26 protein-coding genes are annotated in these 24,155 nt (G+C 42.4%); 14 read left to right on the forward strand and 12 right to left on the reverse strand.

What is annotated here, in order from left to right; genetic code table 11:
* Positions 1–331 precede the first annotated feature (331 nt).
* Complete coding sequence (locus AM228_RS20910; protein ID WP_054468879.1) at positions 332–2,362, reverse strand: class I SAM-dependent DNA methyltransferase; 2,031 nt, start codon at positions 2,360–2,362, stop codon at positions 332–334.
* A gap of 206 nt (positions 2,363–2,568) precedes the next feature.
* Between AM228_RS20910 and AM228_RS36310 the strand changes: the two genes are divergently transcribed.
* The 4 genes from AM228_RS36310 to AM228_RS20925 all read left to right on the forward strand — a co-directional run bounded on the left by AM228_RS36310 (position 2,569) and on the right by AM228_RS20925 (position 3,540).
* On the forward strand, positions 2,569–2,697 hold the full coding sequence (locus AM228_RS36310) for a type II toxin-antitoxin system HicB family antitoxin (protein ID WP_255353237.1): 129 nt from the start codon (positions 2,569–2,571) through the stop codon (positions 2,695–2,697).
* A 99-nt stretch (positions 2,698–2,796) separates the two neighbouring features.
* Positions 2,797–2,910 carry a type II toxin-antitoxin system HicA family toxin gene (locus AM228_RS36915; RefSeq protein WP_369817785.1) on the forward strand — a complete coding sequence of 38 codons (114 nt, stop codon included), beginning with the start codon at positions 2,797–2,799 and terminating at the stop codon, positions 2,908–2,910.
* Positions 2,894–3,025, forward strand: a complete 132-nt coding sequence (locus AM228_RS35545; RefSeq protein WP_072160878.1) for a type II toxin-antitoxin system HicA family toxin — start codon at positions 2,894–2,896, stop codon at positions 3,023–3,025. The genes AM228_RS36915 and AM228_RS35545 overlap by 17 nt, the downstream gene beginning before the upstream one ends.
* Before the next feature lie 176 nt (positions 3,026–3,201).
* Positions 3,202–3,540: a DUF2887 domain-containing protein gene (locus AM228_RS20925; RefSeq protein WP_054468881.1), complete on the forward strand. Its 339-nt coding sequence runs from the start codon at positions 3,202–3,204 to the stop codon at positions 3,538–3,540.
* A 9-nt stretch (positions 3,541–3,549) separates the two neighbouring features.
* Here AM228_RS20925 and AM228_RS33200 read toward each other — a convergent pair whose 3' ends face one another.
* A complete protein-coding gene (locus AM228_RS33200; RefSeq protein ID WP_156331946.1) occupies positions 3,550–3,717 on the reverse strand; it encodes a hypothetical protein in 168 nt (55 codons plus the stop codon).
* Between the two features lie 24 nt (positions 3,718–3,741).
* Here AM228_RS33200 and thrS point away from each other — a divergent pair, with 24 nt between their 5' ends.
* The 4 genes from thrS to AM228_RS20945 all read left to right on the forward strand — a co-directional run bounded on the left by thrS (position 3,742) and on the right by AM228_RS20945 (position 8,272).
* The gene (gene thrS, locus AM228_RS20930; RefSeq protein ID WP_082348985.1) at positions 3,742–5,751 is read left to right on the forward strand and encodes a threonine--tRNA ligase; all 2,010 of its coding nucleotides are present in this window, start codon (positions 3,742–3,744) and stop codon (positions 5,749–5,751) included.
* Between the two features lie 131 nt (positions 5,752–5,882).
* On the forward strand, positions 5,883–6,152 hold the full coding sequence (locus AM228_RS20935; protein WP_054468883.1) for a hypothetical protein: 270 nt from the start codon (positions 5,883–5,885) through the stop codon (positions 6,150–6,152).
* 174 nt (positions 6,153–6,326) lie between these two features.
* Positions 6,327–7,697 carry an AAA family ATPase gene (locus AM228_RS20940; protein ID WP_054468885.1) on the forward strand — a complete coding sequence of 457 codons (1,371 nt, stop codon included), beginning with the start codon at positions 6,327–6,329 and terminating at the stop codon, positions 7,695–7,697.
* Positions 7,694–8,272 (forward strand): hypothetical protein, encoded by a 579-nt coding sequence (locus tag AM228_RS20945; RefSeq protein ID WP_054468887.1) that lies wholly within the window; start codon positions 7,694–7,696, stop codon positions 8,270–8,272. The genes AM228_RS20940 and AM228_RS20945 overlap by 4 nt, the downstream gene beginning before the upstream one ends.
* A gap of 658 nt (positions 8,273–8,930) precedes the next feature.
* On the opposite strand, the gene AM228_RS20950 is transcribed toward AM228_RS20945, so the two are convergent.
* Both AM228_RS20950 and AM228_RS20955 read right to left on the reverse strand, forming a co-directional pair.
* A complete protein-coding gene (locus AM228_RS20950; RefSeq protein ID WP_054468889.1) occupies positions 8,931–9,158 on the reverse strand; it encodes a type II toxin-antitoxin system HicA family toxin in 228 nt (75 codons plus the stop codon).
* Between the two features lie 15 nt (positions 9,159–9,173).
* Positions 9,174–9,428, reverse strand: coding sequence for a type II toxin-antitoxin system HicB family antitoxin (locus AM228_RS20955; protein ID WP_322096595.1), 255 nt, complete (start codon positions 9,426–9,428; stop codon positions 9,174–9,176).
* A gap of 828 nt (positions 9,429–10,256) precedes the next feature.
* Between AM228_RS20955 and AM228_RS20960 the strand changes: the two genes are divergently transcribed.
* On the forward strand, positions 10,257–11,969 hold the full coding sequence (locus AM228_RS20960) for an ABC transporter ATP-binding protein/permease (protein ID WP_054468891.1): 1,713 nt from the start codon (positions 10,257–10,259) through the stop codon (positions 11,967–11,969).
* Positions 11,970–11,979: 10 nt separating this feature from the next.
* Here the strand turns inward: AM228_RS20960 and AM228_RS20965 are convergent, their stop codons facing one another.
* Positions 11,980–13,827 carry a hypothetical protein gene (locus tag AM228_RS20965; protein ID WP_054468893.1) on the reverse strand — a complete coding sequence of 616 codons (1,848 nt, stop codon included), beginning with the start codon at positions 13,825–13,827 and terminating at the stop codon, positions 11,980–11,982.
* 434 nt (positions 13,828–14,261) lie between these two features.
* A complete protein-coding gene (locus tag AM228_RS20970; protein WP_054468895.1) occupies positions 14,262–14,462 on the reverse strand; it encodes a type II toxin-antitoxin system HicB family antitoxin in 201 nt (66 codons plus the stop codon).
* A 550-nt stretch (positions 14,463–15,012) separates the two neighbouring features.
* Between AM228_RS20970 and AM228_RS36315 the strand changes: the two genes are divergently transcribed.
* Positions 15,013–15,144 carry a hypothetical protein gene (locus AM228_RS36315; protein WP_255353238.1) on the forward strand — a complete coding sequence of 44 codons (132 nt, stop codon included), beginning with the start codon at positions 15,013–15,015 and terminating at the stop codon, positions 15,142–15,144.
* 423 nt (positions 15,145–15,567) lie between these two features.
* Positions 15,568–16,578, forward strand: coding sequence for a DnaJ C-terminal domain-containing protein (locus AM228_RS20975; RefSeq protein WP_054468897.1), 1,011 nt, complete (start codon positions 15,568–15,570; stop codon positions 16,576–16,578).
* Between the two features lie 131 nt (positions 16,579–16,709).
* Here AM228_RS20975 and AM228_RS20980 read toward each other — a convergent pair whose 3' ends face one another.
* Positions 16,710–17,261 carry a peroxiredoxin gene (locus tag AM228_RS20980; protein ID WP_054468898.1) on the reverse strand — a complete coding sequence of 184 codons (552 nt, stop codon included), beginning with the start codon at positions 17,259–17,261 and terminating at the stop codon, positions 16,710–16,712.
* Positions 17,262–17,361: 100 nt separating this feature from the next.
* Complete coding sequence (locus AM228_RS20985; protein WP_054468900.1) at positions 17,362–17,970, reverse strand: peroxiredoxin; 609 nt, start codon at positions 17,968–17,970, stop codon at positions 17,362–17,364.
* 177 nt (positions 17,971–18,147) lie between these two features.
* Between AM228_RS20985 and AM228_RS33205 the strand changes: the two genes are divergently transcribed.
* Together AM228_RS33205 and AM228_RS20995 are read left to right on the forward strand one after the other, a co-directional pair.
* Entirely contained in the window at positions 18,148–18,408 is a 261-nt protein-coding gene (locus tag AM228_RS33205; RefSeq protein WP_156331947.1) for a hypothetical protein, read from the forward strand.
* Positions 18,409–18,487: 79 nt separating this feature from the next.
* A complete protein-coding gene (locus AM228_RS20995) occupies positions 18,488–18,943 on the forward strand; it encodes a hypothetical protein (protein WP_156331948.1) in 456 nt (151 codons plus the stop codon).
* Between the two features lie 186 nt (positions 18,944–19,129).
* On the opposite strand, the gene AM228_RS21000 is transcribed toward AM228_RS20995, so the two are convergent.
* The 4 genes from AM228_RS21000 to petB all read right to left on the reverse strand — a co-directional run bounded on the left by AM228_RS21000 (position 19,130) and on the right by petB (position 22,247).
* Positions 19,130–19,510, reverse strand: a complete 381-nt coding sequence (locus tag AM228_RS21000; RefSeq protein WP_054468906.1) for a hypothetical protein — start codon at positions 19,508–19,510, stop codon at positions 19,130–19,132.
* Positions 19,511–19,544: 34 nt separating this feature from the next.
* Positions 19,545–20,720 carry a glycosyltransferase gene (locus tag AM228_RS21005; protein ID WP_054468908.1) on the reverse strand — a complete coding sequence of 392 codons (1,176 nt, stop codon included), beginning with the start codon at positions 20,718–20,720 and terminating at the stop codon, positions 19,545–19,547.
* A gap of 274 nt (positions 20,721–20,994) precedes the next feature.
* Positions 20,995–21,477: a cytochrome b6-f complex subunit IV gene (gene petD, locus AM228_RS21010; RefSeq protein WP_054468910.1), complete on the reverse strand. Its 483-nt coding sequence runs from the start codon at positions 21,475–21,477 to the stop codon at positions 20,995–20,997.
* Between the two features lie 101 nt (positions 21,478–21,578).
* Positions 21,579–22,247 carry a cytochrome b6 gene (gene petB / locus AM228_RS21015; RefSeq protein WP_054468912.1) on the reverse strand — a complete coding sequence of 223 codons (669 nt, stop codon included), beginning with the start codon at positions 22,245–22,247 and terminating at the stop codon, positions 21,579–21,581.
* Between the two features lie 342 nt (positions 22,248–22,589).
* Between petB and ctpA the strand changes: the two genes are divergently transcribed.
* Positions 22,590–23,855, forward strand: a complete 1,266-nt coding sequence (ctpA, locus tag AM228_RS21020) for a carboxyl-terminal processing protease CtpA (RefSeq protein WP_054468913.1) — start codon at positions 22,590–22,592, stop codon at positions 23,853–23,855.
* Positions 23,856–24,155: the final 300 nt, after the last annotated feature.

Below are 24,155 nucleotides of genomic sequence, written 5' to 3' on the forward strand. Positions count from 1 at the left end.
CCGGCGGATTATTTGACCGGCGATCGGTTAAAAATGTCAGCGATCGCACCAACCGCCGGGGGTTAGATCCCCAGGCTAAGGGCAAAGCATTCCGGTAGTCAAGTTAATGTTTTAAGCATTATTTTATTTGCCGGAATGCTTTGCCCCTACAGGGAATTGTGAATAAATCCGACTAATCATGTTTATTAGTGAAAAATTTAGTCGGTTTTAACCGACTTGGGCTATTAGCCGGGGGTTTTAACCCCCGGCGGATTATTGCGTCAGCGATCTGTTAGCTTTATATATAAGGGATTGGTGCGTTACGCTTCGCGCTTTCACACCCTACCGATAGCTATCTTACCACCTCTCCTAACATCGCCAAAATTTCCCCTTCAATATCCCGGATATCCGCCTCAATTTCTGCTAAATCGCGGGGCGGCTGATACTGATAAAAATAACGATTAAAATTAATCTCATAACCCACCTTACCTAACTCCCCATCCCAAGCATCTCGCACCGCATCACTAATCCAAGCATCCGCAACATGGGGCTTAACCTCCCGATTAAAATAACTCATCACATCTTCTTTTAACGGCACATTTTCCGTATCCCGTAAATCCGCATCCGGTTCGGGATTATCATCCTTATCTAAACAAATATCCGCCGTTTCATCCTTCTCGGAAAGCGCCGTTAAAATTGCCTTTTTCAACCCTGCGGATAGCTTTAAACCCTGGGCTTTGATGGCTTTATTCAACACCCTCTCAAACTCCTGCCCACTCTTAAATAAAGTATCCGGCAAAGTCCCCAACATCCCTAAAATTAGCTTTTGTTGTTCCTCTCCTGCCTGTTCCTCAATTTCCCGCATTTCCGGGCTTTTCTTCTTACTTTTGGCCAAATTAATAAACGCCGATTGCTCCTTTACTCTGGCAATTCTTTCCGGGGTGACATGGAAATTCAGCCGCAACGGTCGCTCGATCGCAATCTTCCGATAACCAAAATCTTCACTATCAAAAATTTTACTAACTTCCGTCTCCGTAAACTCCGTAAAAATCTGGGTAATCTGCGAAATTTGCTCATCACTAATTTCTCGCCGCTTGCTGCCCAAACTTTTCCGCATCGGCACCCAAAAATCAGCGGCATTAATTAACTGCACCTTACCCTTTCTTTCCGGGGCTTTCTTATTACTCAAAACCCAAATATAAGTAGCAATTCCCGTATTATAAAAAAGCTGTTCCGGCAAAGCCACAATCGCCTCTAACCAGTCATTCTCCAAAATCCAACGGCGAATTTCACTCTCTCCACTGCCCGCGTCTCCGGTAAACAACGGCGACCCATTCATCACGATCGCCACCCGACTGCCTCCGTCTTGTACTGGCTTAATTTTTGATAACATATGCTGCAAAAATAGCAACTGCCCGTCACTAATTCGCGGCGTCCCGGCGGCAAATCGACTATTAGGAACCCCTGCCTCTGCTGCCACTGCCTCTTGATCCCGTTTCCAATCTTTCCCATAGGGCGGATTTGCCAACAAATAGTCAAAATTTGTATCAAAATGCTCATCCTTAGCCAAGGTACTGCCACATTTAATATTCTCCGCATCCTTGCCATCTTCACTCTTCATATATAAATCAGATTTACAAATAGCAAAAGTCTCAGGATTCACCTCTTGCCCAAATAAATAAACCTTCGCCTTTGGGTTCAAATCCAGCATCCTTTCCTTAGCAGTAGTCAGCATTCCCCCCGACCCACAACAAGGGTCATAAATCGTCCGGGTAATATAATCTTGACTTAACTGGTCTTGATCTTGGGAAAAAATCAGATTCACCATTAACTGAATCACCTCGCGGGGGGTAAAATGTTCCCCTGGGTTTTCGTCGAGGGCTTCATTAAACTTGCGAATTAACTCCTCAAAAATATAACCCATTTCCAGATTAGACACTTTATCCGGGTGTAGGTCAATATCCTTAAACTTTTCTGTCACCAAATAGAGTAAATCCGACTCATCTAGCTTTTTAATAGTATTGGCAAAGTCAAACTTTTCTAACACTTCCCTCATGTTCGGGCTAAAGCTGAGGATATAGTGATTTAAATTCGCTGCTAAATCAGCGTGATTTTCTACCAGCTTGTCAAAATCAAAGCGACATATATTGTAAAAAGCGAATCCCGATTTTTTGCATAAAATATCGTAAGGATTGTTCAACTTATCCTTATATTTATAATAAGCTTCTAAAACCTCTGCTTTCGTTTCTTTCAGCACACAATCCAACCGCCGCAACACCGTAAACGGCAAAATTACATCCTGATATTTTCCCCGTTTAAAGGTATCCCGGATTAAATCCGCTACACTCCAAATAAAACTAACTTTTTCGCCAAAATTGTTCATTATTCTTTCCCAAGCAAATGAGCGATATATCTTGTCCTTTGTGTTCTTCGTGCCTTTGTGGTTTATCTTTACCACTTCAGACACAGAGAATCACAGAGTAAATTATATTATAATATGCGATTTGCCGGTTACTGAACTGATGTCGATAATAATTTTAAAAAAAGTGATATCATAATCTATGATAGTAATTGGAGAAAAGCCATCCTATGAAAAGTCGTAGCCTTGCAGTGGTTGTTTATAAAGAAGATGATATGTATATTGCCGAATGTCCTGAAATCGGCACAGTGGATCAAGGAGAAACAATCGAACAGGCGGTAAGCGAAGCTATGCCGTAAGGCTTTTCGCTGGTCTCAGAGAAGCAACACGACTTTATTTAGAAGAATTTTCTGACTCAGAAATATCTCCTAGATTTGTGACTAGCATTGAGGTTAGCTATGCCTAAAATGCCGCGAATTTCTAGTAAAGAAGCAATTCGAGTGCTGGAACTTTTAGGATTTGAGCAAGTTAGACTTTCCCGGCAGTCATGTTGTAATGAAAAAAGAAACTGAATCGGTAAAAATTGGTTGTGTTGTTCCGGTACATCAAGAATTAAAAGTGGGGACTTTAAGCGGAATCCTCAAGCAAGCTCAAATAACAGTTGAGCAATTTATTGAAAATTTATAATGTTCCCTGTTAAAAGGAGTGCAGACCGTGCCCAGAAACCGGGTTTCTTCTCCGCTATAAACAATTATCTTTGCGATCCACCAAAGAAACCCGGTTTCTTTTCTTGCCGATCAATTTCTTCGTGTCTTGGTGGTTTATGTTTACCACTTCAGACACAGAGAATCACAGAGTAAATTATAGATGATGATGGGCGATCGCAATTAAAGGAGGCAGCCCTAAAGCAAAAAGTTGTAGAATTGATAGAGATAATCTTGATTTACAAATTACCGCAGTTAAGTCGCAAGGAGTTAGAAGCAATGTTTGGTTTAGAGGATTTAAAAAAGACCCGCTATTTTCAAGATGTAGCAGCGGACTATAAGGTAGAAGGCAAGCTAGAAGGCAAGCTAGAAACTATCCCCTTATTATTAGAAGCGGGATTGACTGTAGAACGTATCGCACAAAGTCTAGGGCTAGACCTTGAGTTAGTAGAAACAGTGGCTAAAAATCAGTCCGGTGCTAATCCTAATCAAAACTAAATGACAAAACTAAATGAAAACTAATAAACCGGCAGGATAAAAGCCAAAATGAAATGCGATCGCTTGCTGAAATAAAAAACCTGGGATGGGAAACCGGGTTTCTGCGATCGCATTTCCATCAACACCGAGATGAATTAAATTAACCCGGTTTCTGTCTGTGAGATAATAAATGGGCACATATATTGATCGATTGATTCGGATATGTCTTCATCTTCAGGCAAAACAGAACAGCCCGAAATGCTCTATTTACCGCGCACCAGCGAGTCTGAGCAACTCAAGAAAATTCGCCACACCACGTCTCACGTTATGGCAATGGCGGTGCAAAAGCTATTTCCCCAGGCCCAAGTGACCATTGGGCCGTGGATTGATTACGGTTTCTATTATGATTTTGACAATCCCGAAGCCTTCACGGAAGCGGATCTGAAAGCCATTAAACAAGAAATGGCCAAGATTATTAAGAAAAAATTGCCGGTCATTAGGGAAGAAGTCAGCCGCGAAGAAGCCCAACGGCGAATTGAAGCGATTAACGAGCCATATAAGTTAGAAATTCTCGCGGATTTAAAAGAACCGATTACCCTCTACCACCTGGGTGACGAATGGTGGGATTTATGCGCGGGTCCTCATGTGGAAAATACCGCCGAACTGAACCCAAAAGCGATCGCCCTGGAAAGTGTGGCGGGGGCTTATTGGCGTGGAGATGCGAATAAACAGCAGTTACAGCGGATTTATGGCACCGCGTGGGAAACTCCAGAGCAATTACAAGAATATCAACGCCGCAAGGAAGAAGCCCTGAAACGGGACCATCGTAAATTAGGCAAAGAATTGGGCTTATTTATTTTCTCCGATCCCGTTGGGCCTGGGCTGCCGTTGTGGACGCCAAAAGGGACGATTTTGCGATCGCTTTTGGAAGATTTCCTCAAACAAGAACAACTGAAACGCGGTTATTTGCCAGTAGTGACACCGCATATTGCTCGTGTGGATTTATTCAAAATGTCCGGCCATTGGCAAAAATATAAAGAGGATATGTTCCCCATGATGGCGGAAGATGAAAAAGCCGCGATCGCCGAACAAGGTTTTGTCCTCAAACCGATGAACTGCCCCTTCCATATTCAAATATATAAGAGTGAATTGCGGTCCTATCGTGATTTGCCCATGCGGTTAGCAGAATTTGGCACGGTTTACCGCTATGAACAATCGGGAGAATTAGGAGGTTTAACACGGGTACGCGGCTTTACCGTGGATGACTCCCACTTATTTGTTACTCCAGAACAGTTAGAAGGGGAATTTTTAGCCGTCGTCGATTTAATCTTATCAGTCTTTAAGAGTCTGCAACTGAAGAACTTTAAGGCTCGTTTAAGTTTCCGTGACCCGGATTCTGATAAATATATTGGTTCTGATGAAGTGTGGCAAAAAGCGGAAAATGCTATCCGTCATGCGGTGACAACTTTGGGCATGGAATATTTTGAAGCCCCAGGGGAAGCGGCATTTTATGGGCCAAAATTAGACTTTATTTTCCGGGATGCCCTCGATCGCGAATGGCAATTAGGCACCGTGCAAGTAGACTATAATTTGCCCGAACGATTTAGTTTAGAATATACCGCCGCCGATGGTTCTCGGCAACGTCCGGTAATGATTCATCGTGCCCCATTTGGGTCTTTGGAACGCTTAATCGGGATTTTAATTGAAGAATATACCGGCGATTTTCCGCTGTGGTTAGCGCCAATTCAAGCCCGTTTGTTGCCGGTCAGCGATGAATATTTGCCCTTTGCTCACGACGTGGTTAAGCAAATGCAGATGCGCGGAATTCGCGCCGAAGTGGATACCAGCGGCGATCGCTTGGGTAAGTTAATTCGCAATGCGGAAAAGCTTAAAATTCCCGTCATGGCGGTAGTCGGGGCCAAAGAAGTTGAGGCCAATTCCCTCAGTATTCGCACTCGTGCTAATGGGGAATTAGGCACGATTTCCGTAGGAGAAGTAGTTGAAGAAATGGTTGTTCTTAATAATCCAGGTGCTTCATTGGATGACTGGAAACCGAAAGCAAAATCGGAACCAAAACCGGAACCAAAACCGGAACCAAAATCGGAACCAAAACCGGAACCACGCAAATCCGATTTCAATATCGACATTGATCGCATATTGCTTTGGGGATATTGTGGCTTGACGGGTTTGATAGGTGCTGGGGCAATAGCGCTCGTGTCAATTTTTAATTAATACTTTCTCGTTCCCAGGCTCTGCCTGGGAATGCCCCACGGGAGGCTCGGCCTCCTGTCATATAACTACCATTATACTCCGTAAATTTACTGAAATATTGAATCTTTTTAAGAGTTTGGTAGACAATCTTAATGATTTGGTTTAAAATGCTAACAGAAACTATTTTTGGAAAATTAAAAACTATGGATGTAACAGGTGGTGTTGTTACTGTGACTGTTTTTGGAGCAACTTATGTGGCTACAAATGTTGCGGATGAACTGGGCGCAGGTAAAGCCATTAAAAAAGTAACGAGAAAGACCGCAGATACAGTTCAGCAAGAATGGAACGATGGATGGGAAAGAGATTATCAAGCTGGGGGAATTTCTTCAGTTGGGAGAAATTCAGAAGCAGAAATGGCTTAACAAAGTCAACAGAAAACCGGAATACGATCTAATTTTCTAAAGCTTGAGGACACAGCATTACTTTGTCCTGATTTATTTTTCTCGTTCCCAGGCTCTGCCTGGGAATGCCCCACGGGAGGCTCTGCCTCCGGTCATGGTTAGCTAAAATTACCTGATTTTTGAATATATAAAAAAATGCCAAAAATTATAGTAGAAAAATTCAAAGGCATTCAAAATGCTGAAATAGAAATCAGAGACATGGTAGTTCTCATCGGAGAACAAGCCACGGGAAAAAGCACTCTGGCTAAACTGGTCTATTTTTTTCAATCCCTAGGCGATCTGTATTTTGATTTTATCTCCGATCGCCTAGGAACTGGTTTCGACTGGCAGAAAAACTTTGAAACAAGTTTAGGATCTGAAATTAGTCGTAAATTTTATCAGTTTTTTGGTTCAATCCAATTTTCAGGTAATTTCAAAATTCAGTATGATGATTCAAGAGTAAATCATAAAATAACTCTTTGTCCAGAAACAGGTTATAATGCTTTTAATAAGTTACAAACTCAATTATCACCGCCGCTTTACGAGAAATTAATTGCCGGTGAAATCTTAGCTATTATTCAGGAATTAGAGCAATCATCGGCGCAAAAAAACAGACATGAAAAAAAAGCTTATCAGGATTCACTGAAAAAATTATCACAACTTGTCATTGATTCATTCAACAGTCATCTGTCCCCAGTTTTTATTCCGGCTGGTCGAAATATGGCGGTCACTTATGCTGATTTTTTTCAACAGACTTTTTATGGGAGTTTAACCAGCAACTTACAACGATTAACTGACGAGAACAAGATTAACAACAAATTTGTCCAGGATACTTATTTAATGATTAAGTTTCTCGAAAGAGTTAATTATATCAATGCCAGCTTTAAAGAGTTAAAAACTTTTGCCATTTTGACGACAGACTATTTAACCAGAGAATCTCACCTCAGTGAGAGGGATGTCGAATATATCCAGGGTAAAGTTGAAAAAATATTAAAAGGCAAGTATGAAATGAATGATTTTGGTGAGGTCATCAATTTGCCCGATCGCCAGGGTTATGTTTACCTGAATAATGCCTCATCAGGACAACAAGAAGTGATTAGAATACTGCAAGATATTTTTCTGATATTGCTGAATGGAGAAAATACCTTTAGAGTCGTTGAAGAACCAGAAGCGCATCTATTTCCCACCGCCCAAAAGCACTTAATTGAAATGATGACGATGCTGCTAAACAAAACCCAAAGTCAAGTGTTTTTAACCACTCATAGTCCCTATATCCTCAGCGTGATTAATAATTTATTGTTTGCTTCGATGGTACAGGAACAGGGTGACTCTCTGGAACAGAATCAAGGATTTTTTCTCCGACCAGGACAAACCGGGGTTTATCGGTTGAAAGATGGCAGGAGTGAATCGATTATCGATCCAGAAACTAATTTAATCGATCAAAATTCTTTGGATGAAGTATCTGATGAGTTAGCAGATGAGTTCGATCGCCTATATGACCGATTTCTGAGGAGGCAGAAAAATTGAGTATTGACCAGCAGTTTTTGGCAGCTTTAGCAGAAATTTTTCCCGATCGCCCGATAGAGGAATGCTATGATATTGATGACCGCGATCGCTTTCACATCCGCGAAAATTCCCAAGGGCGATCGTATATCGTCCCCACCCATAATGATGAATCTTTCCCCAGTTTTATCATTATTAATTCTCAAGCACCTAAACCCATTCATTTTTTAGCCCTGGATAGCTGCTTTTTTCCCGATAGTGACAGTGATACAGGAAAGCGATCGGATTGTATGGTTTTCAACAATCAAACTCTTTGCTTTGCCGAATTGAAGCTCAATGTTACATCAGATAATCAGAATACCAGGTGCGATCGGGCCGAAGAAGCGATGAAGCAACTCGGAGCAACTATCGACTTTTTTCAGACCAAGTTTAAGGAAAATTCCCAGGATTTTATGAACCTAGGTTTTACTTATGAAGCTTATATTGTTTTCCGCTCGGAAAAATATCCCAGAGACACCTCATCTCGCAAGAACAGAAAAGTTAAATTTGCCCAGCAATATGGGGTGAAACTAGAAGAGAAGAATATTAAGGAATTTTAAAATTGAGCATTCGGGCAGAAGTGGAAGTGCTGGAAACCATGAGGATGGCGATCGCGAATTGCGATAATTTCTAGATAGCCTAAAAACCGGGTTTTTACCCAAATTTAAGGGCGTTGCATGACCGGAGAAGGAACAAAATGTAGGGTGTGTTAGGCTGGCAGATAAATTTGACATCAACAATTAACTTTTATGCCAGCCGTAACGCACCACAATCTGCACAAATGTAGCAAAATGTAGGGTGTGTTAGGCTGGCAGATAAATTTGACATCAACAATTAACTTTTATGCCAGCCGTAACGCACCACTAGAAACCGGGTTTTTTCCCCAAATTTAAGGGCGAAGTAGCAAAATGTAGGGTGTGTTAGGCTGGCAGATAACTTTGACATAAACAATTAACTTTTATGCCAGCCGTAACGCACCATGCGGAGGGTGTAGGGTGTAGGGTGTAGGGTGTGTTTTCTCGTTCCCAGGCTCGCCCTGGGAATGTCCCACGGGAGGCTCTGCCTCCGGTCATAATTATCTAAAATTATCTAATCTAAGCGATCGCTTTATGTGAAAACAAGGCAATCAATAGAATAGAAACCCGGTTTTTCTACCGGGTCGATCGAGGAACAAGGAGAGAGGATATCGCCGTTATCAAGATACAGTGCTGGGAACACTTATTCCATAGCGGAAACAAACTCTTCTACAGTCAGTCCAGCAGCACGAATCAAACTGCGTAAAGTGCCTTTTGCTACTTCTCGATGATCGGGAATTGAAAGTGTCGCTTGTTCACCTTCTTTAACCATAATGATGTGACTCCCACTCTGACGCGCAACTTGCCAGCCAACAGCTTCAAACACACGGACTACTTCTCGTCCGCTCAGAACCGGAAGGTTAGAAGACATGATTATGCCACCACCTCAACAGAAATGTGTTTCCACCGTAAGCGGTAGCCCATGTTCGGAACGAACTTGCAAACAAAGCGCGATCGCATCTTTAATATTTTCCAAAGCTTTTTCTCTAGTTTCACCTTGGCTGACACAACCGGGAATGCTCGGACATTCTACAATCCAAACCCCATCTTCATCTCGGTCTACTATTACATTAAACTTCATAAGTCTTGGCCATTCACCGTAAGCATTGAAATCTTTTATTAGTTTAACCTGTGCTTTCATCTTGGGGGATTTTGAGTCCTAAAAAAATTATCAAAGGGAAAATTAGAAATGTAGGGTGTGTTCGCGGAAACTTTGACATAAACAATTAACTTTTATGCCAGCCTAGACGCACCATGCGGAGGGTGTAGGGTGTAGGGTGTAGGGTGTGTTCGCGGAAACTTTGACATAAACAATTAACTTTTATGCCAGCCTAGACGCACCACAAGCAGGAAACGGTATAACAGATTTTTCCCGACGAAATCACCAATAGTTGAAAATAACTACAAAAGCTTTTATAATAATCATAACTATTAGTCGTTTCTCGTTACGAGGCGGGGGTAATTCTGCTCTATTGTGGCTTTAGCCCCCAGAGTAAAGCGGAGGAGCGGGAGTTTAGGGGCGCAAGCATTGCACCCCTACCATCGAAATAGACGCATTTTTTTGTTTATTGGTATTACATTTTAAAAATGCAGAAATCGCAAATAAAAAAATTATTCCTGGCAAAAAAATGTTTACCGACAGTTTTATTGGTAGGTAAAAAATAAGCGATCGCTCGTTTTGGTGATTAGCTAATACGCCAAATCTCTAGAATCAGAATTTAGCAACCATTAGCAAATTTCCAGCCAGTGATGGGGATATCAATGGCATAGTAGATCCAAAATTTATTCTGAGTAAAAATTCAGATTGCAATAGAAAATTTGTAAAATGTCACATTAATCTGGCAACAAAAATTAAGCCAACTCACCAATCAAGGTAAAATAATCTACTTGGACAATGAAAAAGACTCAATTTTAAAACAAAATTAGCGATCGCATCTGTTGAAGTAAACCACAATGATTCATAAAAATTATGAGTAGTCTAAAAATTAATTTTAAAATTTTTCAGAGTTTCTGGGCTGTTGGTAAACTATATTGGTGGGAGTCCAAAGAAAAATGGCGAGCCATTGGTTTATTAATATTGCTGCTGGCTTTAGTTAGTCTGGAGTCCACCATAGCGGTGAATCAAAATACACAACGTGGCGAATTTTTTTCGGGTTTAGCAAATCAACAACCAGAACGGTTCTGGCAAGCGGTATTTTTTTATTTATTGGCTTCTATTTTATTAGCGATTACTGTAGCAACTTGGAATTATTTACAAGATAAGATTCGATTATATTCTCGTGATTGGTTTACCAAATATTATTTAGAAAAATATTTTCAGAATAAAAATTTTTATCAAATCAAGGTTTTTGATTCAGAGATTGACAACCCAGATCAAAGAATAGCTGAAGATATTCAAGCATTTTGTCATCGTTCAGTCCATGTGTTCACTCAATGGATGAAAGCAATTTTTGATGTTATGGCATTTGGAATTGTGTTGTGGTCAAAATCCAAGCTTTTTGTTTTTATTTTGGTCATATATTCTGTAGTAGGTATTCTCATTACCACTCTAGGATTTGGCAAAATTTTGATTCCAATTAAAAAAGAACAACTCAAACGAGAGGCGAATTTCCGATTTAGTTTAGTCAGAGTGCGAGAAAATGCTGAATCTATTGCTTTTTATGATGGAGACCATAGAGAATATACTCATCTTCAACAAATATTTACTCCGGTTTTAAGTATTTATAACCGAGTGATTACCTGGGAAAGAAATTTAGAGATATTTAAAAATATCTATAGCTATATTACCTGGGTTGTACCAGCTTTAATTGTGGGTCCGATGATTTTGGCAGGTGAAGCAGAGGTGGGAGTTTTATCAGAAACTGGTTCAGCTTTTGGGAGAATATTTTATTCTTTGACAATCTTAATTAATATGTTTGAGTACCTGACCAGCTTTGCAGCGGGAATTGAACGGTTAGAAAGTTTTGAAAAAGTCCTAGAATCAGCAAAAACAGTATCACCAAAGGGAACTTCGATCATTAATAGCGTTGAAGATTCTCGTTTAAGTTTACAGCATCTTACTTTACAAACTCCTAATAGTGAACGAACTTTAGTCAAGGATTTATCTGTTGGAGTAGAACCAAAAAAAGGACTTTTAATTATAGGAGTAAGTGGTTGTGGTAAAAGTTCAATTTTAAGAGCGATCGCTGGTTTATGGAATTCGGGAACGGGGCAAATTTACCGACCACCATTAAAAGAGATTCTCTTTTTACCCCAACGTCCTTATATGATTTTAGGTTCTTTGCGAGATCAACTCTTATATCCGCGTACCGATCTGAATATATCTGAGCAAAAAATATATCAAGTTTTAGAACAGGTAAATTTATCAGACTTAGCAGAAAGATTTGGGGGTTTAGATGCGATAGAAGATTGGGATCATGTATTGTCAATGGGAGAACAACAGCGCGTTGCTTTTGCCCGTTTGTTACTTACTCAACCTCGATATGCAATGTTAGATGAAGCAACCAGTGCTTTAGATGTGAATAACGAACAAAGTCTTTACCAACATTTGCAAAATCTATCCACCACTTATATTAGTGTGGGACATCGCCCAACGTTGTTACCATATCATCACCAAGTTTTAGAAGTAATCGGTGATGAAACTTGGCGAGTCAGCGAGTCAGTTCAGCCCAAGATTACTTGATGACAACGGGTTAATTCTGGTTGGATTTTGGCTTGGGAGAATTCATTTCTAAACGCCATTGACCCCCTGGATAATCAAGTTCTAACAATCCACTGTAAAGGTCTTGATTTAAATAAGGACTGGAGAACACCGGCCAATTCTGGAGTCTAACTTCTTCGCCGTTGATGCGACCAAGACCCACTCCACTATCAGGAACGTAGGTTAAAGATAGGCGATCGCCCGCTAAGGTTTTGTAAGTTAATTTACCCTGAATCTGCCATTCTGTATCATTGACTGCGGTATGATCCAAAGCTTTTTTTAAAGCATCTAAATCTGGGTAATCAGTGGTACTGACCACATCCGTAATCCAAGCGGTTTGATTACCATTCGCTGCGAGTACCTGGTAATCTGAATTTTTTTCAGAAACCGGCGATCGCCACTCGATTTTATCTCCCCAAGGTCGCGCCGCTAACCAAGTTTGCTCAACTTGCCAAATGTACCAATTTTTATACTGTTGCGGTTCACCATAGCGACTGGGTAAAACTAAATGAGAAACTGCGGGAACTCCAGCGGCAATATCTTCCTCATTCAACCGTAATTGATAAATGACCGCGCCTTTTTCCTGCAAAAATTGGTCGCCTGGGGAACTTCCATCCGCCATTGGACTGTGATAAGTTCCCCCCAAACTGACCACCGCATTATTTGCTCCTTGGCGATCGCGAATCACTAGCTTATAGGTTGCATATTGAGCATTGATTGTCCCTTGCACTTGATAGGAACGATGAGGCACTAGCAGAGTCCCTAAACTATAATCATCGGTGATATAAAATATTTCCCAAAACTGATTATCTGCGTGATAACTGTAATATCCAGGATGACTGGCTTTTAACTCAAACGGCAAAGGCACCTCTTTCTTTGCCAAAGCTGCTAATTCCTGTGGTGGACGATAATCACTTAATGCTGCGAATAGGGCTACTCTCGCTTTTTTGTCATCCATTTTTTCTACAGGTTTCAGGTCATTTCCCCACCACATCCAAGCCACTGCACTTAATTCACTACCATTCCAAGTTCCGCGATCGAATCCTCGACTTTCTGCCCCTCCCGCAGTGCCCCAACTGAGACGAACTGCCATATTTGCTGCATACCAATCTAAACCAATTTTTGCCAATTCTCGTAATTCGGGAGTTTGGGCAAAATCGTAAAGATTCAGTAGCCCACCAATAGCATATCCGTAATAAGTAGAAGAATGAAACTCTCCCTGACCAATGGTTAAAAATTTGTTTAATTCCGAACGCAACCAAGCTTCATTGGTCGCAGCAACTCCTGGACGAGAATTTGGCCAACCGCTGCCATCCATTAGCGCTAAACCAGATAGCCGCTGCATAAACATATGGTTTTCTGTTCCTTCTTCCATCCATTCCAAAATACGCGGCATTTCTACCATACTGCGATAAGATCCTTTGACTGAATTGGGCATGATATCTTGAAATAGAAAAAAGATGCGAACATCGTAAACGCTGCGAAAATGATAAATATCCGGTTGTTCTTTTTCTAACTTTAGCAGCAGTTCCCAAATGGGTTCATGTTTGTATTGTTCTGGTAAACTCAACCGGGATAAAATTACTGGTAATAAATATTTATGAGGGTCGCCCAAATTTATTCTTCGCCACCAAGCATCAAGTTCTTCTAAATCTCTGGCGGCTAACTTTTCCCGAATTGCCAGACTCCGTTGTTGAAATGCCTCTTCTTTTGTTTGATTGTCTATGGATTGTTCAACGGCTACCGTAGATTGTGGGGAAAATGACTCCGCACAACCGATTAAGGGTAATAACGGGAGTAACGGCAAGAAAAGGGCGATCGCAATTTTAAGTGGTTTCATTAGTGTGGGAAATTGGGCAAACAATCGATATCAAGTAACCGCTCAACATTATAAGTAAGAGCATTCCGGCAGTAAATTCATCGAATTTTATGTTTTTATCCTAAGACATTATAACACATTTTGATATTTTGACATATAGATTTTAATTATGTCTATAAATCATTTCTGAGATGAGTCTATTCGTTTTAGTTAGATCCAAAAGATAAAAATGTAGGGTGTGTATAGCCTTCGGCATGGCTACGCTAAAGGCTGGCAGATAACTGTGATATAAACAATTAACTTTTATGCCAGCCGTAACGCACCACAATCTGCACAAATGTAGCAAAATGTAGGGTGTGTTAGGCTGGCAGATAAATTTGACATAAACAATTAACTTTTATGCCAGCCGTAACGCACCACAAAAGGGCAATAAATACCGCTTTCAATTATGGATTTCATAAAGATAACTCAATTAACTGTTTTTCTGGGGTAAGTTCCTGTTGTTCACTGGCTACTTCCAGCCAACCCTGAACAGCATCTTCAAGCATCTCCAACAACTGTTCATAACTCTCAGCCCAGGTGTGACAACCGGGAAGGGCTGGAACTGAGGCACACCATACATCATCTTCTTGCCAAATAATTGCTTTAATCTTCATAATTTATCTTTAATGGCTATCTGCTAATTATTTTATCTCATTTATTAATTTTTAACCCAGAAAGCTTATGCTAGAGAAACCAAGAAATGTAGGGTGTGTTAGGCTGGCAGATAACTGTGATATAAACAATTAACTTTTATGCCAGCCGTAACGCACCACAAAATGGCAATAAATACCGCTTTCAATTATGGATTTTCTCGTTCCCAGGCTCTGCCTGGGAATGCCCCACGGGAGGCTCTGCCTCCGGTCATCATTCCCTAAAATTATCTAATCTAAGCGATCGCTTTCCGAGAATAAAAAGAGCGATCACGGCAAGTCAAGAAACTGGTTTTTTTTGAAAAATTATCGGTAAAACACAAAAAAATCCGCAGAAACACGGTTTCTTTCATCTCTGATAATAAACCGATCTTACATTACCAACTGTCCTGTGGTAAAGACATAAATTGTATATTTTTTTTTACTGGATTTAAATCGGAATATTCTTGAGAGTAAACTACGTTTATTTTCGCTAAAATCCGCTTTCGGTTATATCGCTGCAAATAGGCTTTTAATGCTTCAGTATATAACTAGGGATGCCGAACATATCCAGGGGAAATTGGAAAAAATCTTAAGAGGCAAGTATGAAATGAATAATTTGAGGGAGGCGATCGATTTTCCCGATGTGAAAGCAAAAAAATATTAAAGAATTAAAAAATCAGAATACAATCACCCATAACTCTAATCTAATAACTAATAACTAATTACTAATCTAAAAGATACGGCAATTTCCCTGCATTGAGAGAGAAAGAACCGAACTTGAATCTGGGTGAGTCTTAGATATAGTCAAAGGGAGAGATACTTTGACTGGGAGGCAGGATATTGGAGGCAGGATATTGGAGGCAGAATATTGTGCCAACGCAGGCTAACGGATATTGTGGGCGATCGCCAGTTCCTGTGTCACGGTTGCGAACCTACAAGAGGTGGTCACACCAAGAGAAACCATTTACCAGAACAGATTTAAACGGACTGATTTGCCATAATAGTGTATTTGCTTGTATCCAATATTAGAAAATTGCCAGAAAAACTCGATAAACTGAATCATTAAAGAACAGGAGGCTGATGATTTATGGCGGCAACGGATTTCAAAGACTATTACGCCGTTTTGGGAGTGAATAAAAGTGCTACTGCTGACGATATCAAACGAGCGTATCGCAAATTGGCTCGGAAATACCACCCAGATATGAACCCAGGAGATCGCCAAGCGGAAGCCCGGTTTAAAGAAATTGGTGAAGCTTACGAAGTCTTATCGGAACCAGAAAAACGTCAGAAATATGACCAATACGGTCAATACTGGAAGCAAGCGGCCACTCCAGGGGCGGGAGGATGGCCAGGTGGCGGCGCCCCCTCCGGTTTTCCCACGGATATGAATGGCTTCGACTTTAGCCAGTTCAATAGTTTTGATGACTTTATCAATGAATTGCTGGGTCGAGTCGGTGGTAACAACACTCGGAATAACCGATGGAATGCTTCTTATCGCCAAAACACTGCGCCCGGTGGTAATGGATTTGAGGATTTTGCTTATGGTGGTGCTGGAGGGACTGCTTCGGGCGATCGCGAAGGAAATCTCACTCTAACATTAGCAGAAGCCTTTCATGGCACAACCAAGCGCCTAAGTTTGGGGAATGAAACGATCAATGTGCGGATTCCCGCTGGGGCTAAACCGGGTAGCCGCATTCGCTTACGAGGCAAAGGACAAATGACTGCTTACGGAAAACGCGGGGATTTATATTTAACAGTGCAAATTCAACCCCATCAATTTTTCCAATTTGAAGGGGATAACCTGATTTGTGAAGTGCCGATCGCCCCAGATGAAGCGGTTTTAGGGGCTACCATCGATGTTCCCACTCCTGATGGCGCGGTAAAAATGAATATACCCGCCGGAATTCGCAGCGGTCAATCATTACGATTACGAGGCAAAGGTTGGCCACAAGCCAAAGGCGATCGCGGCGATCAATTGGTGCGAATTCAGATTATGACACCAAAAACTATCAGTGCTACGGAACGAGAATACTATGAAAAAATCCGAGCCGTTCGTAGTTTTAATCCCCGCAGTGATTTACTGGGCATTCGACTGTAAACAAACCCCCGGTTGCACCGAAAAAACGCCCATCAAAAATCGGTGAAAGGTCATGGGTGAAAATCCCTGACCTTTCACCGATCGCTCAAACAATCCCTTTTGCCGCCCCAATCGTTTAAACCTAATTAGGATTATTTTTCATCGCTGATTTCTAAGGCAGCCAGCAATCTTTCCACACTGGCATTTGGGTCTAGAAATGAGAATAAATGGGTAAATTGCAGTTTTCCTTCTTGGTCTAAAACAAACTGAGCCGGTAACGGCGCCCCCAGAGATTGTCCCGTGCCATACCGCCGAAATACACTACAGCTTGGATCGCTGAGTAGGGGCATTTTTAAGCCTAAATCTTTGACCACTATTTTACTTTGCTGTTCATCGGTACTGGTGATCATTAAAATTTCTGCCCCTTTTTCCGTAAACTTTTCATAGTTTTCATTCAAAGCGACAATATGGGGAAAACAAAGGGGGCAATATTGTTTTTCAGTAAAAATCCGGGTGAAGGCTAAAATCACCGGCTGTTTGCCTCGGTAATCGGCCAATTTTACGGTGCGATTGCCCGTAATATCCGGTAATTCAAAACTCGGCGTCCCCACTCCCAGATAAAGTTGATGACGAGCGGGAATTGGTAAAAAGTTATTGAAAAATCGACGATTAAATAAACCACTAAAATCTGTAGAAGTCAGCATCATAGTTTTCCGCAATTTTTTTCAATAGTTCGATTAATTAATCTAGTAAATTTTACCAAAAATTGCCAGCGATCGCAACCCCAATTCGTCCATGCCCAAATTAGGATGATTTAACGGCAGCAAAAAACTCTTTTGATTTCACCGGATCCGGAGTCATCGTTTTATCACCCGGTTGCCAACCCACAGGACAGACGGCATCCGGGTGGGACTGGACATATTGAATCGCTTGCAGGGTTCGCAAGGTTTCATCCACATTCCGACCAAAAGCTAAATTATTAATAGTGGCGTGTTGAATAATCCCATCTTTGTCAATAATAAATAGACCCCGCAGGGCAATTCCAGTTTCTGGGTCTAAGACGTTATAAGCGGTACAAATTTCTTTTTTCAAATCAGAAATTAACGGATATTTAATATTGCCTAATCCCCCTGATTTGCGGTCAGTTTCAAGCCAAGCAAGATGGGAAAATTCACTATCCACTGAAACCGCTAATATTTCTGTATTCAGCTTCTTAAATTCTTCATAGCGATCGCTAAAAGCAATAATTTCTGTGGGGCAAACAAAAGTAAAATCTAAAGAATAGAAAAATAAAATCACATACTGACCCCGATAGTCAGAAAGTTTAATGGTTTTGAACTCTTTATCCAGCACCGCAGTGGCCGTAAAGTCAGGGGCATCCTGGTTTACCCGAATAGATCCGCCTTCAGTCATGGTGTTTGTTCTCCCTTAATCAAAATTTTTCTGTGTGAGTGATGGTTCTGAGTGATGGTTCTGAGTGATGGTTCTGAGTGATGGTTCTGAGTTATAATCGGTTGTTTGTGGGATAGTCCCATCTAAAAAAAACCATTAGTTATTAATCTAAATATATCATCTAAATATATCATCTGGATGAGAAATTTTCCCCTGGTAGATGACCTAATCTCTTGCGCCATCAATCGAGGACGAAATCAATGGCCACTCCAGGAACAGCCACAAGGAAGCAGCGATCGCCCATTACCCTGTGTTTATAATGGAAATAGAGTCAGATCCTCTGGTGGACAAATTGACCTCAAGAGGCGATCGCTCACCAAACAGGAGGGAAAACCAAATTGCTTTCTTGCGCGAACTCACTCCCATTCAGCACTGGAACAAAGGGAAACCGGAAACTAGCCTGAATTATCAGCGTCTTAAATCAGAGAAGGCTTTAAAAAAATCATGGGGAAATTGAATTTACCGGAGCCAAAAAACTATGAAAACCCTAATTCGTTCCATGCTGCTAACCACTGCCGTTATAGTGAGCTTCTCCAGCCCGCAAATCGCTAGGAGTAATCAACTATCCATGAATAGCGGCCCGCCCTCAACGATCCAACTGGCGACTCAAATCCCTCAAGATCCTTTAGAATTTACCCAAGCCATCTCAGGACAACCCACTTTAAACTGTAATGCGACACCCACAGCCGCGAATTGGGTCATTGAGATGACCCAGCCATTTCCCTACCTTCGTTTTAGCATCCAAGGGGAAGGGGAACCCGTCCTCATTATTGAAGGGCCGGGGGGACGTTTCTGCGTCCTCGCGGATAATTACTCTGGAGACAATCCAGAAATCTCTGGATTGTGGGATGCGGGAACCTACAATATTTACATCGGCAATCGCACCCCTGGTGATTATTCTTATACTTTAAAAATTACTCAAAAACCCAATTAATTTGAGGATAATTTGAGCGATCGCACATGAAAATCGCCTATCTGGAGCCGCCGCCAAAGTCAATTCTTTGGCGGCGATTCTCTCTAGCGGCAGTCTGCTCATCAAAGAATCGTGCAAAAATGCTGATTTTACGGCAGGCTTCTGAATCGATCAAGATTGGGTAATTTTATGGCTAATTTTTTATGACTAATTATCAACGGGAGAACTGGATACCTCAACGGCTTGCACATCAATAGTGCCTGGGGGAGTCACCCGTTGAAATTGGCGATTTTCGACTTTCAGGGTTTCACCACAGTTGGGACATTGAAATTGAGCCTGATTTAACCCGGTAAATTCATAATCACAAACAGGACATTGGTCAGTAATCACATTTCGACTCACCCACCAGCGCAACACAAATACGGCAATCACGGGAGAGATCAACAGCAGTCCGACTAAAATTAAAAAGGAATTGACTAACCAACCAAGACCAATTGAGGCCAGTAACCAAATAATTAACAGTGGCACCAGCAGACGACTGAAGTCAGAAAGAGTTAAAGACCATAATTTAGGGCTACCTTGGTTCACAGCTTTTACCTTGATACTTGCCTACATTTCTATCCTACTGTTCAAATTGCATAAGTTGCCGCAGACGTTGGGTGAAGGCATCCGTACCAAATTTGTCTTGAGTCTGCTCTCGCAACCAAGCCCCATTGCAACGAGGGTCATGGCCTTGGAGAATTTCAATACAAGCATTGGCGACCGCTTCTGGGTCTCGGTGCGGCACTTGCCAACCGACTCGACCATCTTGCAGGGGATCGGCGGAACCGTCATCTTTTCCTGCAACCACGGGGACTCCAGAGGCCATCGCCTCTAGATACACAATGCCAAAGCCTTCTTGGGAGGGCATGACATATGCATCCGCCACCCGGTAATGGGCGGGTAAGTCCGCCGTGGGGACAAAACCGGCAAAGACTACGCGATCGCTCACTCCCAGATCCAGCGCTAATTGAGCCAGTCGCGGTTGGTCATCCCCCCGACCGATGACTAAATACTTGACATTTTGAATAATTTGTGCTATGCGCGGTAAGGCGCGAATGGTGACATCGACGCCTTTATAGATATCTCCCGGCCATAAACGAGCGACGGTCATCAACACCTTAGCGTCGGCGAGATCGTAGCGTTGGATTAAGTCTAGTGGCTTTGGGCCGGGGCGAAATAGATCGCAATTCACCGCACAGGGCAATATTTGAAATTTCGCTGGATCCAGTTGGTTCACTTCACAAGCGCGATCGCGGCTGTAGCGACTAATCGTCCAAATCGCCGCTGCTTGTTGTAATGCTTTTTGGTAAGGAGGGGTTAAGGGTTCCCAAACCTCTTTGCCATAAGTCAGGATAATATAAGGAATTCCCAAAGGTTGACACAACCACTGCACCAAGGGCGCTAAGTTAATATGACCGCAAAAGACCCGCTGGGGACGACCCGAAAAAAATGCCGCCAGCAGATTTAGAGCCAGCCTGCCCGAAAGCCGCAGCCGTCCCAAAGCTGGAGGCTGAGTATAGAGATAGTGGAATTTCATCACCGACTGGCTGGCTAAGGGATTTTCACAATCCGGGCGATCGCGCAACAAAAATACCTCGGCCTTAAGGGGTTCTGGGTTTCCCTGGTTATACTCAGAAACCAGTGCAATATATGTTTTGAGAATATCTTTCACATAAGATTGAATCCCCCCCTCTAAGCCAAAAATTTCCAAAAACACGAACCGATCATTTTTTGAAATTGCCTCTGAAGTTGCCACAGTCTGCTTACTCCCATCCTTTGATTCCTGCTGAGAACTTATTTGGAGACGCTTTTGCTGAGTCCTGCTTCTGTGATTATCCCTTACCACTGCCGGTTATGGCTTTCAGGATTCTATAGACTGAAATCCCTAAATTTCAAATAATCATCACAAATAATATCGCAAATAATATAGACGCCCGTGTGAGTATCTCAGAAAAACAAAGTCTGAAAACCACACAGGCGTCTGAATGAATCTGAATAAAATACTCTGAACTGAATATTAAAAGACCGATTTAGAACAGTCCCAAAGTCAGAGATTTATCGAGCGGGAATACAGCACCAATACCCAACCACAGAGTCACGAATGTGCCAAATAAGAACACAGTCATGGCCACTGGACGACGGAAGGGGTTTTGGAATTTATTGATGCTTTCAATAAAAGGCACTGACATCAAACCCAGAGGAATTCCACCCATGATGGCAATTCCCAGAAGTTTGTTGGGGATAACGCGCAGGATTTGGAACACAGGCCACAAATACCATTCCGGCAGAATTTCTAACGGAGTGGCAAAGGGATCCGCAGGTTCTCCAACCACAGCGGGGTCAAGAACTGCTAAACCTACCATCAGGGCAATGGTGCCCAGAATGCAGACGGGGAAGATATAAAGCAGGTCATTTGGCCAAGCGGGTTCACCATAATAGTTGTGACCCATGCCTTTGGCCAGTTTAGCTCGAAGTGCTGGATCGCTCAGATCCGGTTTTTTTAGGATTGACATCGTTACAATTCCTCTCTTGCTGATAGATCGGCAGATATGATTAATTCTGCCAAAAAGGTAATCCCAATCGTCACAATTAGAAAAAGTTGTGGATTAACTTTTTACAATGGACCAGAGATACCTTGTTTGCGAATCATTAAGAAGTGCAGCAGCATGAATACTGCCAGCAGCCAAGGCAGCACGAAGGTGTGCAGGCTGTAGTAACGAGTCAGAGTTCCTTGACCAACACTGGTGCCACCCCGGAGGAGTTCCACAATGGTAGAACCGACCACGGGAATTGCTTCAGGAACGCCGGAAACGATTTTCACCGCCCAATAACCGATTTGGTCCCAAGGCAGGGAATAGCCGGTTACACCAAAAGAGACGGTAATTACGGCCATAATCACGCCAGTCACCCAGGTGAGTTCACGGGGTTTCTTGAAACCGCCGGTGAGGTAAACCCGGAAAATGTGCAGAATCATCATCAGCACCATCATGCTGGCAGACCAGCGGTGGATGGAGCGGATCAGCCAGCCAAAGTTCACCTCAGTCATAATGTATTGCACGGAGGCAAAGGCTTCGGTGACGGTTGGCTTATAGTAGAAGGTCATGGCAAATCCAGTGGCAAACTGGATTAAAAAGCAAACTAGGGTAATCCCGCCGAGGCAGTAAAAGATATTTACATGGGGGGGGACGTACTTGCTGCTGATATCATCAGAGATCGCCTGGATTTCTAGGCGCTCTTGAAACCACTGGTAGGTTTTTGAGTTTGTGACTTCCTTGGAAAACATTTAACAAGCGAAGGAGTTGAATTTATTCCCGTTCCTCAAGAATGTAACATATTTTAAAGAAAAATTTATCAAAGAGATTTGGTCACTTGTCCCGCCTGAGAGGATGTGGGATTTGAGTCGATCTGACAGCTATAGGGGCGATCGCATTACCCCTCTAGCAATGACCCCAGGAGTAGATTCCCCTGTGGAGGGGGTAGGGAGATAAAGCTAAAAGGTTTGTCGCCAAGGGATGCAGACGGCGGAACATATCCCGATTTCTTTGGGGAGAGTCTGGACGATTACTCCGGGCAGCCATTGCTGGCATATTAGTTAAGTTGTGAAAACAATTAAATTATCTTGATTATGAGCAAACGAGTTTTCTGGGTTGGGCTGTTACTGTTGGTGCAACTGGTTTTCACCAGTTTTTGGGGAACGCCATCGGCAGCGGCGTTAACGGACGAGCAAAAGTTATTTAATCAAGCGTGGGGGATTTTGAACCGCGCTTATGTGGATGAGTCGTTTAATCATCAAAATTGGTGGTTAATTCGCCAAAAGGCATTGAAGAAGCCTTTGCGCGATCGCGAGGAGTCTTATGGGGCGATTCAAGAAATGCTGGCTAGTCTGGATGACCCGTTTACTCGATTTTTGCCCCCTGAGCAGTATCGCAGTTTACGGGTGAATACTTCCGGGGAACTGACCGGGGTGGGTTTGCAAATTGCCCTGGATGAGCAGGGAAATATCGAGGTGATTGCGCCGATTTCTGGATCCCCGGCAGAGGCAGCGGGATTGCAACCCCGCGATCGCATTCTTCAAATCGATGGCTTGTCTACTTTGGGCCTGTCTTTGGATGAAGCGGCGCAACGGATGCGGGGTAAGGTGGGAACTACGGTGATTCTGACGATTCAACACTACAGCGACCAAAGCATTGAAGATATTGCCATTGTGCGCGATCGCATTGAACTGAACCCCGTCGTGGCTGAACTGAAAGCCACCGAGAACATTAATGTGGGCTATATTCGTTTAACTCAATTTAATGCCAACGCCACCGCAGAAGTGACTAAGGCGATTAATGATTTGGAAGCAAAAGGGGCAGATGCTTATATTCTGGATTTACGCAACAATCCAGGGGGACTGCTGCAAGCGGGGATCGAAATTGCCCGGTTGTGGCTGAAAGAAGGTGCGATCGTCTACACCGTCAATCGCCAAGGCATTCTCGACAGTTTTGAAGCTACGGAAACAGAATTAACCGACGATCCACTGGTGGTGTTAGTCAACCAGGGAACTGCCAGCGCCAGCGAGATTCTGGCTGGTGCCTTACAGGATAATGGTCGCGCTGTGCTCGTGGGGGAAAAAACCTTTGGCAAAGGCTTGATTCAGTCCTTATTTGACTTGTTTGATGGCTCTGGATTGGCCGTCACCGTGGCCAAATATGAGACCCCCAATCATCGCGATATTCATAAGTTAGGGATTACGCCAGATTATGTGGTTCCCCTTGATGCCCTGACTCGTCAGCAAGTGGCGACGGCAGCAGACCCACAATATCAAGCTGCGATCGATCTACTGGCTAAACAGGTGATGTTGGGCGATCGCGCTTCTAGCGGGAGAATGCGGCTTAGTATCGCTAATTGACAATTGACAATAACTAATTATTAATTAATAATTAGTTATTGTCAATTATTAACTTTTCTTTACAAAATAAAATATAAATTTACGAAAAATTGGTGGTTTTTTAAGGAAAAAATGAGCCAAATTGATTTATAGAAGACCGGGTAATGGCAGGCTAAAATTAAAAGTTAAAATTCAAATGTAACAATTTGCGATTCCGCGATAGCGGACGCTCTTGCGAATCGCCGATAATTTTAGCCTAAATTTTAACAAGAGCAACTAACAAGAGCACCGAATAGGTTTAATATAGGAATAAAGAAATAA

It is taken from the genome of Planktothricoides sp. SR001 (assembly GCF_001276715.1).
Lineage (GTDB): Bacteria > Cyanobacteriota > Cyanobacteriia > Cyanobacteriales > Laspinemataceae > Planktothricoides > Planktothricoides raciborskii.